Origin of the sequence: Microbacterium keratanolyticum, assembly GCF_016907255.1 — a bacterium.
GTDB classification, from domain to species: domain Bacteria; phylum Actinomycetota; class Actinomycetes; order Actinomycetales; family Microbacteriaceae; genus Microbacterium; species Microbacterium keratanolyticum.
Genome location: NZ_JAFBBQ010000001.1, coordinates 2,449,271 through 2,463,664 on the forward strand (window position 1 = coordinate 2,449,271; position 14,394 = coordinate 2,463,664).

Genomic DNA, 14,394 nt, shown 5'->3' on the forward strand with positions numbered 1-14,394 from the left:
GATGCTACTGCGGCGACTTGATCATGTAGCCGACGCCTCGGACGGTGTGGATCAGCGGGGTGCGTCCGGCGTCGATCTTCTTGCGGAGGTACGAGATGTACAGCTCGACGACGCTGGAGCGACCGCCGAAGTCGTAGCTCCACACGCGATCGAGGATCTGCGCCTTCGACAGGACGCGGCGCTCATTGCGCATGAGGTAGCGGAGCAGTTCGAACTCCGTCGCGGTGAGTTCGATCTCGGTGCCGTCTCGCAGCACCTCGTGGCTGTCCTCGTTGAGGCTGAGATCGCCGACCTGCAGAATCGCGTCAGCGCCGTCGGATGCCGCACCGCCGCTTCGTCGGATCACCGCGCGCAGGCGGGCGACGACCTCTTCCAGGCTGAACGGCTTGGTGACGTAGTCATCGCCGCCCGCGGTGAGACCGGCGATGCGGTCGCCCACCGCATCCTTCGCGGTGAGGAAGAGCACGGGAACGAGGTTGCCGGCCTCGCGTAGGCGCTTGAGGACGCCGAGTCCGTCGAGGTCGGGCATCATGACGTCGAGAACGAGGGCGTCCGGCCCGAAATCGCGCACGACCTGAAGGGCCTCGGTGCCCGATGCCGCGGTACGCACCTCCCAGCCCTCCATGCGCAGAGCCATGGCGAGCAGGTCGGTCAGCATTGGTTCGTCGTCAACGGCGAGGATGCGCAGAGGGGAACCATCCGGACGGCGAAGCTCAGGAGCAGGCAGATCGTTCATGCTTCTATTGTCCTCGCTCGCCTATGAGTTTCCTATGAGGACTTTCGGGGATCGTCACTACGCGAGAAACCACCCCCTGCCCGAGACGCACGTGCTGACGTGGTTTCTCGCGCGGGAAGTGGTTTCTCGGCAGGGGAGAGCGACCGCGGGGCGTTAGCCGGGGTAGACGATCGGGGTGGCGTGCACGCGGGCGCAGGCATCCGTGAGAACGCCGAGCAGGTCACCATCCGCCGCGCTGAACGACTTGCCGTCGATCGCGAGCGGAGCGCCGAACACCACGACCGGGGCCCCGATCGCGGGGCATCCGACGGCCTGCTCGATCGAGAGTCCGCCGACAGCCTGCACCGGCACGGTCGTCGCCGCCACGATGCCCGGAAGGTCGGTCAGCGGGGTGAGGCCCAGATGCGGGTTGGCGTTGCGGTGGTCGTACCCGATGTGGTGGATGACCATGCCGACACCGAGCGCCTCGAGTCGTGCGCATTCGGCGACGCGATCCGCGGCACCGAGGTCGTCACCCATCACGAGCATCCCGAATCGGTCTCCCGCTTCGATGACCGCGGCGATCGTGGCGTCGTGGGCCTGACCCATGACGATCACGGCGTCGGCGCCGGCGTCACCCATCATCTCGGCCTCGAGGTAGCCGCCGTCCATCGTCTTCAGGTCGACGATGATCGGCTTGTCCGCGAACTCCTTGCGCAGTGCGCGCACCGCGTGCAGGCCCTCGGCCAGCACGAGCGGCGTACCCACCTCGATCCAGTCCGCACCCGCCTCGACCGCGATCGCGGCCGTGCGCAGCGCTTCGGTGTTGTTGGTGAGATCGAGAGAGATCTGCACAAGCGGGCGGGTGAGGGATTCGCGGGTGATACCACGGATCGACGTCGACATGCGGTTCAGGCCTTTCGTGTGGGGTGTACGACATTGCGCAGCGCTTCGCCGCGCAGATGAGCAGAGAGGTTGTGAGCGATCAGATCGGCCGCACCCAGGGGCCGGCCGCCCGCGGCGTGCGGGGTGAGGATCAGGTTGGGCAGGTCCCAGAGTGCGGAGTCCACGGGCAGCGGCTCGACGGTCGTCACGTCGAGCGCCGCGCCGCCGATCCGCTTGTCGCGCAGCGCATCGATGAGTGCGCCTTCATCGATCGTCGTGCCGCGGCCGACGTTGATGACCCAGGCGTGACGGGGGAGTGCCGCGAGCAGTTCCGCGCTCATCGCACCATCGGTCGCGGCCGACGCCGGCAGGATCATGATCACGACGTCGGTCTCGGGGAAGAGCGCGGGGAGGTCCTGTGAGGTGACGACGGTGACATCACCTTCAACGCGGGCCGTGGTGCCGACACCGGTGACCTGCGCCCCGAGGGCCGCAAGGTGAGGGGCGAGGGTCGAGCCGATGCTGCCGTAACCCCAGATGACCACGCGCGCACCGCGCAGTGTTGAGAACACCCCGGGGCTCGGCTCTGGCTGGATGCCGCCGATCTCCTCCGCCCAGCGGTGGCCGATCTGCGCGCGCCCGAGGGTGTGCAGGCGACGCGCGGCCGCGAGGGTCAGTGCGAGCGCGTGCTCGGCGACGGGGGCATCGTGCAGCGAGCGGCCGCTCGTGATCACGATGTCGTCGCGGAAGCCTGCGGCGAGGGCCGCGTCGCTGCCGGCCGAGAGCAGCTGCACCCATTTCAGGCGCGGCAGGTTTGCAACCGCGTCCTGAAGCAGCGAGGCGCCCGCACCCCAGACGACCAGCGCTTCGGCGTCCCTGTGCTCCGCGGGAATCGCGGCGGTGGGGTCGAAATGCACGACCTCGACTCCCTCGAGGGTGGTCTCGAAAGCGATCAGGTTCGGGACGAGCAGCTTCATCGGATGTCTCCTTCGGGGAACGGCACCTCGGACGCGACGCCGAGGAGGGTGAGTTCTTCGATTGTCGCCGCAGGCAGGTCGATGCCAGCGCTCAGGCGCGCGGCCTTCGTGCGCTCCTCGGGTTCGCCGGGCACCAGGACCTGGCTGTTCCCCGGCGCGGGGGCGATGGCGTGCGCGTCGGCCGCGAGGCCATCCATGCGCTGTGTGAACTGCCCGAACGGAAGGAACCGCTCGACGTCGAGTGCGAGCATCCAGTGGCCGACATCCTGCGGGCGGGAGAAGTCGGAGTACATGTTTCCGATTCCGGAGGCGATGGCGGCGCCCGAGAGCACACCGCCCAGCACTTCGGTCAGATAGGCGAGACCGTAGCCCTTGGGGCCGCCCGCGGGCAGCAGTGCCTTCACGGCCTGCGGGTCGGTGGTCGGGCGGCCCTCGGCATCGACTCCCCAGTCGGCAGGAATCGGTTTACCGGCCGCCTGAGCCACCATCACGCGCCCCATCGCGCTCGTGCTGGTCGCCATGTCGAGGCTGATCGGGTCGCCGCCGGTGGGCGCGGCGAAGGCGAACGGGTTGGTGCCGAGGAAGGCATCTCGTCCGCCGAACGGGACGACCGCCGGCTCGGAGTTCGAGACGACGATGCCGATCTTGCCCTGCGCAGCCAGTGCGCGGGCGTAGTAGCCGGCTGTGCCGAAGTGCGTGCTGCCGTGGATGACGGCGCTCGCGACACCGAGTTCGCCGCTCGCCTCGACGAGGGCTGCGACGGCCGCCCTGGCGGCGAGCTGCCCGGGAGCGCCGGCGGCGTCCACGCGGATGACACCACCCTCGCGGGTCACGACCGGCCGTGCGGTGGGAACGACGAGTCCGGCGTCGATGCGCGCGTGGTAGGCCGGCAGCCGGATCACGCCGTGCGAATCGACTCCGCGGAGGTTCGCGTCGACGAGTGTGTCGGCGATGTAGGCCGCGTCATCGTCGCTGTAGCCCCACGAGACGAGAAGCCTCGCTGCCCAGGACTGGAGCGCTGTGCTGTCGAACGTCATGTCGATTCCCTTTCGCATCTTTGCGTGGTGTGCGGGTGTGTCGTGCAGATGCACTCTCGCATAATAATCTTATTCGTAATACTTTTATACCCGACCCCCCGAAAATCAGAGCGAGGAATCAATGAGGATCAGCGTTTTCCCCAAGGGCGATCTCACCGCCTTGGCGGTCGACCGCACCATGACGGTGTTCGACTGGATCGAAAAGGCCCGGGTGCTCCCGGCCGAAGGGCTGGAGCTGTACAGCGGAATGTTCTGGCAGACCGACGATGATCACATCGATCAGGTCGGCGAGCATCTCGCGGCCGCCGGATTCGAGATGCCGATGCTGTGCGTCTCTCCCGACTTCACCAACCCGGATCCCGAGGTGCGCAAAGCGGAGTTCGATCGTGAGATCGAGATGATGCGCATCACAGCTCGACTGGGTGGGCGGGGCGCGAGCACGCGCGTGCTCTCCGGGCAGAAGCATCCCGAGGTCTCCCGCGAGCAGGGCGTGGAGTGGGTCGTCGATGCGATCACCCGGCTGCTCCCGATCGCGCGGGAACTGGGCGTCACGCTCGGACTGGAGAACCACTACAAGGACGGCTTCTGGCGCTACCCCGAGTTCGCGCAGAAGTCGGATGTGTTCCTGGAGATCCTCAACGCGATCGACGACAGGGCGAGCTTCGGTGTGCAGTTCGACCCCTCGAACGCGATCGTCGCCGGCGATGACTCCGCGGACTTCCTCGAGCAGGTCATCGACCGTGTCGTCACGATGCAGGCATCCGACCGCTCACTTGCTCCCGGAGCATCGCTCGACGATCTGCGCCAGAGCGACGGCACGCTCGGCTATTCGCCCGCGCTTCAGCACGGCGTGATCGGCCAGGGGCTCAATGACTACGACCGCATCTTCCGCACCCTCGCCGACGCCGGCTACGACGGCTGGATCAGCATCGAGGACGGCGTCAACGGCATGGGCGAGATGGCCGAGTCGGTCGAGTTCCTCCGCGAGGCGCGCGACACGTACTTCGGAGGGTCCACCGCGGTGCGCGTGCGCACGCACGAGGCGGCGCTCGCCGCCGCGGGACTCCCGAGCATCGCTCGGGGCGAGATCGAGGAGGTCGCACGATGAAGGCTCTGGTGAAGTTCGGGATGAACGACGGCGACGTCGAGGTGCGCGACGTGCCGGAGCCGGAACTGCTGCCCGGCACGGTGCTCGTCGCCGCGCGCGCCGTCGGCGTGTGCGGCTCCGATATCCACATGTGGCGCAACGGGCAGAGCTGGGAGGTCGCGCTGCCGGTGATCCTCGGGCACGAGACGGCCGGTGTCATCGCCGCCGTCGCGGACGACGTGACCGGCTGGCAGGTCGGCGATCGCGTCGTCTGTGAGACGGCCGCCTCGATATGCGGCACCTGTGCGCTGTGCCGCACGGGGCGTTACAACCTCTGCCCGCACCGTCAGGGGTACGGGGCGATCCGCGACGGTGCCTTCGGCGAGCTGCTGTGTGCCGAACCGCGCGTGCTGCACCGGATTCCGGAGAACGTGACCTTCGAGCAGGCCGCGATGACCGAGCCCTTCGCCGTCGCCTACAACGCGCTCGTGGAGCGTGCCACGGTGACCCCCGGCGACATCGTCGTGATCCAGGGGGCAGGCGCGATCGGCGCGCTTGCGTTGCAGATCGCGCGCCTGCGCGGTGCCGGCACCACGATCGTGCTGGGTACCCCCGTCGATGAGCACCGTCTCGCGAAGCTGCGTGAGCTCGGCGCGGACTACACGATCGACGTCACGAAAGAGGACCCCGCGGAGCTGCTCAAGACGCTCGGCGACGGATTCGGCGCCGACGTGGTCGTTGACGCCACAGGCGTGAGCATCGCGCTCAAGCAGAGCCTCGAACTCGTTCGTCCCTTCGGATCCATCGTCAAGGTCGGCTGGGGACCGCAGCCGCTGAACTTCAGCCTCGACCCGCTCGTGGCGAAGGCGGCGACTCTCTACGGTTCCTTCTCGCACACCTGGACGACGTGGGAACGCGTGCTGTCGCTGTTCTCCACGGGTGCACTCGAGACCGAGAAGGTGCTCGGCGGGGTCTACGAGCTCGCCGACTGGAAGCGTGCGTTCGAAGACATGGAGTCCGGGCGCAACATCAAGTCCGTCATGGTGATGCCGGGCTGATCAACGAAGAGGGGCGGATGCTGCGCAGCATCCGCCCTCTCTGATCTCGGAGATCACACGCCGTAGCGTGCGCTGACCTCTTCGAACTCCTCCAGCGTGCGCTGCACGAGCGTGAGCGCCATCTCCTGCGCGCTGTTCACATCCCGAGCGACGAGTGCCTCCGCGAGGCGGATGTGGTTCGCCACGGATTCGGCGGTGATGTCGTGCATGCCGGGACGGGTGTCGTGGCCGCGGGCGTCGAGCGTCGCACCGATCGTGTCGGCCAGTTGGGCCATCACCGCGTTGTCGGTGCCCTCCAGCAGCAGACGGTGGAAGCCGGCATCCATCTCGAAGAACTTGCGCGCATCATGGTCGAGGAAGGCCTGCTGCATGATCTGCGCGCGCTCGAGGATCTCCGCAGCACTCTCGGCCGAGATGCGCTGCGCCGCGAGCCCCGCGGCGGCATGTTCGATGCCGAGACGGAGTTCGAGCAGCTGCTTCATCTGCAACGCATAGGTCGGACCCTGCCCGCGCCACTTCACGACATAGGGGTTCAGGAGGTCCCACGACGAGGGCGGCAGCACGCGCGTGCCGACCTGAGGGCGCGCTTCGACGAGCCCCATAGAGCTCAGCGTGCGGATGCCCTCGCGCACGACGCTGCGTGAGACGCCGAGGCGGTCGCACAGCTGGTCGGCGTAGACGATGGTGCCCGGCTCGATGACGCCGTCGATGATCTCCTGCCCCAGCACATCGACCACGTGGGCATACAGCCCGCTTCCGATGCGCGCGCGGTAGCGCGCACTGCTGGTATCCGCCACTCGGGCGCCCCCGTTCATCTGCCGTCGGCCGCGAAGTCGTACTCGCCTTCAGCCGCGGCTGCTTCATAGGCGAGTCGGGGGACCTGTGTCGCCAGTTTTCCCCCGCTGATGTCGATGAGTGTACCGGTGATGTAGCCGGCGAGGTCGGAGGCGAGGAAGCAGATCAGGCTCGAGATATCCGACTTGCTGCCCCACTTCCGAAGGCTCAGCGTGTCGAGCAGTCGGGACTGCTCCGGCTGTGGGAGCTCGTCGAAGTGATTGAGCGATGTCGGAACCATCCCGGGGGCGTAGGCGTTCGCCGTGATGTTCCACGGGCCGACCTCTCCGGCGAGGGCGCGCGTGAAGTGCGCGACAGCGATCTTCGAGGAGGCGTAGGCGGCGCTGCCGTAGATGGGGACGAAGGCCGCGAACGATGCGGCGTTGATGATGCGGCCCGCGCGCTGCCGCTTCATGATCGGGAGCACTGCGCGACACATGAGGAACGTGCCCTTGAGGTTGACGTCGTGCGCGAAGTCCCAGGTCTTCTCGTCCAGGCCGTCGATCGGGCCGTTTCCTGCCACTCCCGCATTGTTGACGAGGATGTCGATGCGGCCGTACTGCTGCTCGACAGCGGCGATCACCTCGGCGATCTGCGCGCTGTCGCGGATGTCGCAGACGAACTCGCGATGCGCGGCCCCTGTGGCATCCAGCTCTGCACCGATCGTGGCGAGATCGTCGGCATTGACGTCGATCGACACGGTGGTGACACCTTCTCGGGAGAGCGTCGTGACGATCTCATGGCCGATACCCTTGCCGACGCCTGTGACGACGGCGACCTTTCCTGCGATGTCGATGTGCACCGGGAGTCCTTTCTAATCCTCGCACTTGCGTTACAAGTATGATTTATTAGAATAATGGCACCTTCGGCACCCGACGCCAAGGTTCTTCATCACATCGCGCACCGAAGCGCAGACACAGAGAAGGAGATGCGAAGATGCATCGAGCTGTATTCAGGACCGCCGCCGTCGCGGCAGCGGGAATCCTTGCGGTAGGTACTCTTGCGGCCTGTGCTCCCGGTGGCGACGCCGGCAGCGGAGGAGAGGGTGAGGGCGGTGGCACCGTTCGCGTGACGCTGGCGAACCACGTGTGGACCGACATCATCAAGTCGAAGATCCCCGAGTTCGAGAAGGAGACCGGAATCAAGGTCGAGCTCACCCAGCTCGGCGAAGACCAGCTCTCCGACCAGTACAACGTGAAGCTCAACGCGGGCACCGACGAACTCGACGTCATGATGTACCGCCCGCTGCAGGAGGGCAAGCTCTTCGCCCAGAACGGGTACATGGCCGACCTCACGGATCTCGTCAAGGAAGACGCCGACTGGGACTGGAGCGACTTCCAGTCCGGTCCCGTCGAGACGACGACCTACGAAGGCGCCGTCGTCGGCGTGCCGCTCATCACGGAGTCTCAGGTTCTCTACTACCGCGCCGACCTGCTGGAGGCGGCAGGACTCGAGGTTCCCACGACGCTCGACGAGCTCGCGGCGGCAGCCAAGACCATCTCCGAGGCGAACCCCGGCGTCGCAGGCTTCGTGGCCCGCACCGCCCGCTCGGCGGCGGTCACGCAGTTCTCAAGCTTCCTGTACAGCTTCGGCGGTGACTTCATGGACGACGGCAAGGCCAGCGTCGACACCCCCGAGGCCGTGGAAGCCTACGAGTACTACGGCGGTCTGCTGAACCAGTACGGACCGGCCAACGTCAGCACCGACATGAGCTGGCCCGAGGCCGCGGCGATCTTCGCCCAGGGTCAGGCCGCGTTCTACACCGACGCGAGCAGCCTCTACCAGAACCTCGCGCTGGAAGAGAACTCCACCGTCTTCGACAAGCTCGGCTACGCCGCCTTCCCGGCAGGGCCCGCAGGCTCGAAGCCGTACGCGATCCCGTCCTGGGGCCTCGCGATCAACGAGGGATCGAGCAACCAGGCGAACGCCTGGGCGTTCATCAAGTGGGCGACCAGCTTCGACAGCGTCCTCGCCGTGCAGGAAGAGGGCGTGCCTGGAGCGCGTACCTCTGTGTGGGAGGACCCGAAGGGCACCGCGAGCTTCCCGCCCGCGCTGGCTGACGCCATCGCAGAGAACGCGAAGAACGGCGTCGGCTACGACCGCCCGCTCGTCGTGAACGTCTCCGAGGCGCGCGAGATCGTGGGCGACCCGATCGTCGTCGGCATCACCGGCGGCGACGTCCCCGGTGCGGCGAAGAGCGCGCAGGAGAAGTTCGGCGCCTTCCTCGAAGACGAGAACTAAGCACCTAGATTCATCCACCACCGGCGGGGGCGGCGACGTCCGCCCCCACCGGTACCAACAAAGGAGACGCCGGTGAGCAGTGCCGCACGCCGTGACCTCGGAACCTGGGGACGCTATTCCCGTTGGGTCAACAAGCACCGCAAATGGGTCTTTGCCGCGCCCGCGATGATCTTCATCGCGCTGCTGCTGATCTTCCCCCTCGTTTGGACGCTCTACCTGAGCTTCACCAACTCGAAGGGCTCGGTCAGGGCTCCCTTCGACTTCATCGGATTCGAGAACTACGTCAAGGTCCTCACCGACACCGAGCGCTTCTGGCCCGCCGTCGGGCGCACTGTCTACTTCACCGGCGGCGCGCTGCTGTTCGAGGTCATCCTCGGGATCGCGATCGCCCTCATGCTGTGGAAGCCCTTCCGCGGTGAGAAGCTCGTGCGCGTCGCCATCCTGCTGCCTCTCGTCGCGACACCCGTCGCGATCGGCATGATGTGGCGCCTGATCTTCGAGCCCAACATCGGGTTCGCCAACGAGATGCTCTCGTGGCTCGGCATTCCCGCGCAGCCCTGGCTGAGCAGTCCGGACACCGCGCTGAGCACCCTGATCTTCGTCGACGTCTGGCAATGGACGCCTATGGTGACGCTCATCATCCTCGCGGGCCTGACCGCGCTTCCTGAGGAGCCGGATGAGGCCGCCCGGGTCGATGGAGCCAACTGGTGGCAGCGCCTCTGGTACGTGACGCTCCCGCTGCTCGCGCCGACGATCATCGCTGCGGTGATCCTGCGCGGCATCGATGCGCTCAAGACCTTCGACATCCTCTACGCGACCAAGGGCAAGGGCGGAGGGTCCTTCCACGAGGTGGAGACGCTCAACACCTATGCCTACGGCCTGAGCTTCGACTACAACCGCTACGGCCAGGCGTCGACGGTTCTCATCCTCTTCTTCCTGATGATCATCGGACTCATCTGGATCCTCTCCCTGCGTAAGAAGGCGTTGAACAAATGAGCGCTACGACTCTCCTCGTGCTCCCCGAGGCACGACGCAAGAAGTTCCCCCTGCCGTCGTTCGCACGCTTCCTCGGTCTTGCCCTGGTCGTGTTCGCCCTCGTCGCGCCACTCGTGTGGATGGTGCTGGCGAGCTTCAAGACGAACGTCGACATCTACGATCCGTCGAAGTTCTTCAGCTTCGTCCCGACCCTCGCGAACTACGCGACCGTCTTCGGGCAGGCGAACTACGCCGCCTACATCTGGAACTCGTTCTTCGTCGCATTCGTCGCGACCGTGCTCTCGCTCGTGCTCGCGGTTCCCGCGGCCTACAGCATGAGCCGGTTCGTCATGGGCAAGTCGGCGATGGTCGTGCTGCTGGCCCGTATCATCCCCGGCGTCAGCCTGCTCGTGCCCTGGTACTTCGTGTTCTCCCAGATGCGGCTGGTCGGCTCGTACACGATCCTCATCATGTCGATGATGTTCGTCTCGCTGCCGCTGATCCTGTACATCATGATGTCGTACTTCGACTCGATGCCGGAGGAGCTCGAGGAGGCCGCACAGGTCGACGGTCTCACGCCCATCGGCGCGTTCCTGCGCATCACGCTTCCGCTGTCGATGCCCGGTGTCGCCACCGCCGGCATCCTGTCGTTCATCTTCGCGTGGAACAACTTCATGTTCGCGCTCGTGCTGTCCGGATCGAGCACCAAGACGCTCCCCGTCGCGATCTTCGACTTCGTCGGCTACGCGAGCATCGACTGGGGTGGGCTGATGGCGGCAGCCGTCATCGTGACACTTCCGATCATGCTGATCGCGCTCTTCACGCAGAAGTACATCGTCTCCGGCCTCACCGCCGGCGCCACGAAGGGCTGAGAGATGACGCACACGGCCGCGCACGACGGCGGCCCGAGCCCTGTCGTGCCCACGCGCCCCGTCGCCATCATCGTGATGGGCACGCAGGGCGTGGGCAAGACGACGATCGGCACGCGGCTCGCGAGTCAGCTGGGGGTGCCGTTCATCGACGGCGACCGGCTGCACCCCGCCCGCAACGTCGAGAGGATGGCGTCAGGGCAGCCGTTGAGTGATGAGGACCGCGCGCCATGGCTGCGCATCGTCGGCGAGGCGCTCGCCGAGCATCAGGCCAGCGGGGGAGTCGTGATCGCCTGTTCCGCGCTCAAGCGCAGCTACCGTGATGTCCTGCGTGCGCACGTTCCGACCGCGTATGTCGTCGAACCATGGGGCCCCATCGAGCTCGTGCAGGACCGCGTGCGAGACCGTACGCACGAGTACATGCCTCCGGAGCTCCTGGCCTCGCAGTACGAGACGCTCGAGCCGCTCGCCGACGATGAGCGTGGCATCCGCGTCAACGTCGAACCCACGCCCGAGCGGATCGTCGAGACCGTTCTTGAGCACTATCAGCGCGAGAGCGCGAACCAGGAGCAGCCATGACCATCGCAGATGAGATCACCCGCGTCGAATCGTTCCCCGTCGCGCCGCGCTGGCTGTTCGTGCGCATCGAGACGCGGGAGGGCCTGGTCGGCTGGGGGGAGGGCTCGCTGGAGGGCTACGCCGATGTCGTGCGTGCTGCGGTCGACCAGTTCGGCGAGTATCTCCTCGGCAAGGACCCGTCCCGTATCGAAGACCACTGGCAGGTGCTCACCAAGGGGCAGTTCTACCGCGGTGGTCCGGTGCTCGCGAGTGCGGTCTCGGGCGTGGACCAGGCGCTCTGGGACATCGCCGGCAAGCGCCTGGGCGTCCCCGTGCACGAACTGCTCGGCGGGGCCGTGCGGGATCGGATCCGCGCCTACGGCTGGGTCGGCGGGGATGACCCCTCCGAGGTCGCCGATCACATCGCCGCGCAGATGGCGGTGGGACTCACCGCGGTCAAGATGAACGCCTCAGGCAAGATGAGCCGCAACGGCTCGGTCGCCGAGCTCGACGGCGTGGTCGCGCGTGTCGCGAGCGCGCGGGAGGTGCTCGGACCGGATCGCGACGTCGCCGTCGATCTGCACGGGCGCTTCACACTGGCGACAGCGCGCAGAGTGGTGGGACTGCTGGAACCCCTGCACCCGTTCTTCATGGAGGAGCCGGTCGTGCCGGAGAACTCACACGTGATCGGGCATCTGGTGGATGCCACGACGATCCCGATCGCGACGGGGGAACGGCTGTACTCCCGGCAGGAGTTCCTGCCCGTGCTGAACGCGGGGATCGCCATCGCTCAGCCGGATCTCTCGCACGCGGGCGGGATCTCCGAGGTCCGTCGCATCGCCTCACTCGCCGACACGTTCGACGTGCAGCTCGCCCCGCACTGCCCGCTCGGGCCGCTCGCGCTCGCCGCCTGCCTGCAGGTGGGCTTCTCGACGCCGAACTACCTCATCCAGGAGCAGTCGATCGGCATTCACTACAACAAGGGCGCGGAGGTGCTCGATTACGTCGCCGACACCGCCCCACTCGCGTTCGTCGACGGTGGATTCGAACGCCTGACCGGCCCCGGTCTGGGCATCGAGATCGATGAGTCGGCCGTGCGGATGGCCTCCGCAGGCTGGGAGCGGTGGCAGAACCCGATCTGGCGCCACGCCGACGGGTCGGTGGCAGAGTGGTGACCGTGGACAACGCAGCGCTGCGCGATCGGATCGCCGAGACGCGACTCGTCGCGATCATCCGCGGCACGGACGTCGATCAGACCGTCCAGGCCGCGCTCACGCTGATCGGCGCCGGTGTGACGACGTTGGAGATCACGCTGACGCTGGCCGAGGCTGAGCAGGCGATCGCGCAGGTGGTTCAGGATGCTCCCGCCGGGGCGCTCATCGGTGCCGGCACCGTGCTCAGCGAGAGCGACGTCGACCGCTCGATCACCGCCGGTGCGCAGTTCATCGTCACCCCCACGCTGACGGCGTCGGTGGCCTACGCCGTTCGCTCCGGCATCGGGGTGCTGCCGGGAGTCTTCACCCCGACGGAGGTGCAGCAGGGCATGGACAGCGGCGTCGCCGCGGTGAAGCTCTTCCCTGCCGCCTCCCTCGGTCCCGGATTCCTCCGCGCCGTGCGGGATCCCTTCCCGGATGCACGGATCATCCCGGTCGGGGGAGTGGGCCTCGAGGCGATTCCGTCGTACCTCGCCGCGGGCGCGTTCGGCGTGGGAATCGGCGGGCCGCTCGTCGGCGATGCGGCCCAGCCCGGCGGCGACCTGAAGGCGCTCGCCGTGCGTGCGGCGGCATTCGTCGCGGCGACGGCCGCGGGGGTGCGCTGAAGAGGCGCTCTTTCGGATGTCGGTGCCGGCGTCTAGTGTGCACGCATGGGTGAATCCACGCAGGCAACCGGAGGCAATCGCACGACCGAAGTGATCCGCGCCGCGACGGTTCAGGACGTGACGGAAGCCGTGGTCCAGGCCGCGGCAGAAGCCGTTCCTCTCGTCGTCGTCGGCGGTGGGCACAGCGTGTGGGCGCGCACAGACGTCGGCGGTCTGCGGCTCGAGCTCGCTGACCTCGCCGACGTGCAGGTCGACGGCACGATCGTCCGCGTCGGCGGTGGCGCGACCTGGGGCCAGGTGGCCGCGGAGCTCGCTGATCACGGTCTCGCGATCAGCTCGGGCGACACGTCCACCGTGGGCGTCGGGGGGCTGACGACCGGCGGCGGCATCGGCTGGATGGTCCGGATGTGGGGCCTCGCCGCCGACCAGCTCATCGGCGCGCAGGTCGTCACCGCGACGGGCGAAGTCATCGAGACCTCTGCGCTGCACGAACCGGAGCTGTTCTGGGCGCTGCGCGGTGGCGGAGGCAACTTCGGCGTCGTCACTCGCTTCGATTTCCAGGCCCATCCGCTGCCCGGCATCGCCTTCGCCGAAGGCGTGATCGACGGCGACGCCGCGGAGGTCCTGCGTGCGACGCGAGACCTGATGGAGGGGGCGCCGCGGCAGCTGACGGTCACGTACATGGATGTGCCGCCGATGGACCCGAGTGCGCCGGCCGGGGCGCGTCTGAGTGCGGTGTGGGCGGGTCCCGAGCCGGAGCGGCTGCGGGCGGTACTCGCGCCCGTCGCCGAGCTCTCCGACGTCACGGTCGAGATCACCACCCCTGCGTACCGCGACATCCTGATGGAGATGCCCGCGCCGGACGCCGAGTCTGCGCCTCCGGGCTTCATCGGCGGCAACGGTCTCTTCCGCGAACTCGATGATGCTCTTATCGACCAGTTGGTCGCGTTTCGTCAGGCTCATCCCGCATCCGTCGTGTTTCTGCGCTCGCTCGGCGGCGCGTTCGCGGATGTGGCGCAGGACGACAGCGCGTTTCCCGCGCGAGACGCGACCTGGTTCGTTCTCGCAGGGGGATTTGACATCCCTGGACTCATCGACGACGCCGAGCGCACAGCGCTTGCCCGCGAGTGGGCGGCCATCGCCGCCGGCCGCCGCGCCCAGTATGCGAACTTCGCCGATCAGGAACGCCACGAAGACGTACCCACGCTGTTCGACGGCGCCGCGCTCACTCGGCTGCGTGCGCTCAAGCGGACGTGGGATCCGACGAACGTCTTCCGGCGCAATCACAACATCGGCGCATGACGCAGAACGGGCCGGAGATCCTGTGGTCTCCGGCCCG

At 67.3% G+C, this 14,394-nt stretch carries 15 protein-coding genes; 9 read left to right on the forward strand and 6 right to left on the reverse strand.

Translation table 11 applies throughout. The features are described from left to right. Positions 1-4: 4 nt before the first annotated feature. The 4 genes from JOD62_RS11785 to JOD62_RS11800 form a co-directional block, all read right to left on the reverse strand. Entirely contained in the window at positions 5-736 is a 732-nt protein-coding gene (locus JOD62_RS11785) for a response regulator transcription factor (protein ID WP_204939461.1), read from the reverse strand. A gap of 153 nt (positions 737-889) precedes the next feature. Next, positions 890-1,621: an orotidine 5'-phosphate decarboxylase / HUMPS family protein gene (locus JOD62_RS11790; protein WP_204939462.1), complete on the reverse strand. Its 732-nt coding sequence runs from the start codon at positions 1,619-1,621 to the stop codon at positions 890-892. Positions 1,622-1,626: 5 nt separating this feature from the next. Beyond that, entirely contained in the window at positions 1,627-2,577 is a 951-nt protein-coding gene (locus JOD62_RS11795; protein ID WP_204939463.1) for an NAD(P)-dependent oxidoreductase, read from the reverse strand. Then, entirely contained in the window at positions 2,574-3,614 is a 1,041-nt protein-coding gene (locus tag JOD62_RS11800) for an Ldh family oxidoreductase (RefSeq protein ID WP_204939464.1), read from the reverse strand. The genes JOD62_RS11795 and JOD62_RS11800 overlap by 4 nt, the downstream gene beginning before the upstream one ends. 121 nt (positions 3,615-3,735) lie before the next feature. Between JOD62_RS11800 and JOD62_RS11805 the strand changes: the two genes are divergently transcribed. Continuing rightward, complete coding sequence (locus JOD62_RS11805; protein ID WP_204939465.1) at positions 3,736-4,722, forward strand: sugar phosphate isomerase/epimerase family protein; 987 nt, start codon at positions 3,736-3,738, stop codon at positions 4,720-4,722. Then, positions 4,719-5,759 carry a zinc-dependent alcohol dehydrogenase gene (locus JOD62_RS11810; RefSeq protein ID WP_204939466.1) on the forward strand — a complete coding sequence of 347 codons (1,041 nt, stop codon included), beginning with the start codon at positions 4,719-4,721 and terminating at the stop codon, positions 5,757-5,759. The genes JOD62_RS11805 and JOD62_RS11810 overlap by 4 nt, the downstream gene beginning before the upstream one ends. Positions 5,760-5,812: 53 nt before the next feature. On the opposite strand, the gene JOD62_RS11815 is transcribed toward JOD62_RS11810, so the two are convergent. Both JOD62_RS11815 and JOD62_RS11820 read right to left on the reverse strand, forming a co-directional pair. After that, the gene (locus JOD62_RS11815) at positions 5,813-6,556 is read right to left on the reverse strand and encodes a FadR/GntR family transcriptional regulator (protein ID WP_204939467.1); all 744 of its coding nucleotides are present in this window, start codon (positions 6,554-6,556) and stop codon (positions 5,813-5,815) included. Positions 6,557-6,570: 14 nt separating this feature from the next. Continuing rightward, positions 6,571-7,395, reverse strand: a complete 825-nt coding sequence (locus JOD62_RS11820; RefSeq protein ID WP_204939468.1) for an SDR family NAD(P)-dependent oxidoreductase — start codon at positions 7,393-7,395, stop codon at positions 6,571-6,573. Between the two features lie 134 nt (positions 7,396-7,529). Here JOD62_RS11820 and JOD62_RS11825 point away from each other — a divergent pair, with 134 nt between their 5' ends. From JOD62_RS11825 to JOD62_RS11855, 7 genes are all read left to right on the forward strand, one after another. Next, complete coding sequence (locus JOD62_RS11825) at positions 7,530-8,834, forward strand: ABC transporter substrate-binding protein (RefSeq protein ID WP_204939469.1); 1,305 nt, start codon at positions 7,530-7,532, stop codon at positions 8,832-8,834. 72 nt (positions 8,835-8,906) lie between these two features. After that, positions 8,907-9,830 carry a carbohydrate ABC transporter permease gene (locus JOD62_RS11830; protein ID WP_271171526.1) on the forward strand — a complete coding sequence of 308 codons (924 nt, stop codon included), beginning with the start codon at positions 8,907-8,909 and terminating at the stop codon, positions 9,828-9,830. Then, positions 9,827-10,681: a carbohydrate ABC transporter permease gene (locus JOD62_RS11835; protein WP_204939470.1), complete on the forward strand. Its 855-nt coding sequence runs from the start codon at positions 9,827-9,829 to the stop codon at positions 10,679-10,681. The genes JOD62_RS11830 and JOD62_RS11835 overlap by 4 nt, the downstream gene beginning before the upstream one ends. 3 nt (positions 10,682-10,684) lie before the next feature. Beyond that, on the forward strand, positions 10,685-11,257 hold the full coding sequence (locus JOD62_RS11840) for a gluconokinase (protein ID WP_239526665.1): 573 nt from the start codon (positions 10,685-10,687) through the stop codon (positions 11,255-11,257). Continuing rightward, the gene (gene dgoD, locus JOD62_RS11845; RefSeq protein ID WP_204939471.1) at positions 11,254-12,411 is read left to right on the forward strand and encodes a galactonate dehydratase; all 1,158 of its coding nucleotides are present in this window, start codon (positions 11,254-11,256) and stop codon (positions 12,409-12,411) included. Before JOD62_RS11840 ends, dgoD begins: the two co-directional genes overlap by 4 nt. Before the next feature lie 2 nt (positions 12,412-12,413). After that, complete coding sequence (locus tag JOD62_RS11850) at positions 12,414-13,055, forward strand: bifunctional 4-hydroxy-2-oxoglutarate aldolase/2-dehydro-3-deoxy-phosphogluconate aldolase (protein ID WP_271171527.1); 642 nt, start codon at positions 12,414-12,416, stop codon at positions 13,053-13,055. A 45-nt stretch (positions 13,056-13,100) separates the two neighbouring features. Continuing rightward, entirely contained in the window at positions 13,101-14,357 is a 1,257-nt protein-coding gene (locus JOD62_RS11855) for an FAD-binding oxidoreductase (RefSeq protein WP_204939472.1), read from the forward strand. Positions 14,358-14,394: the final 37 nt, after the last annotated feature.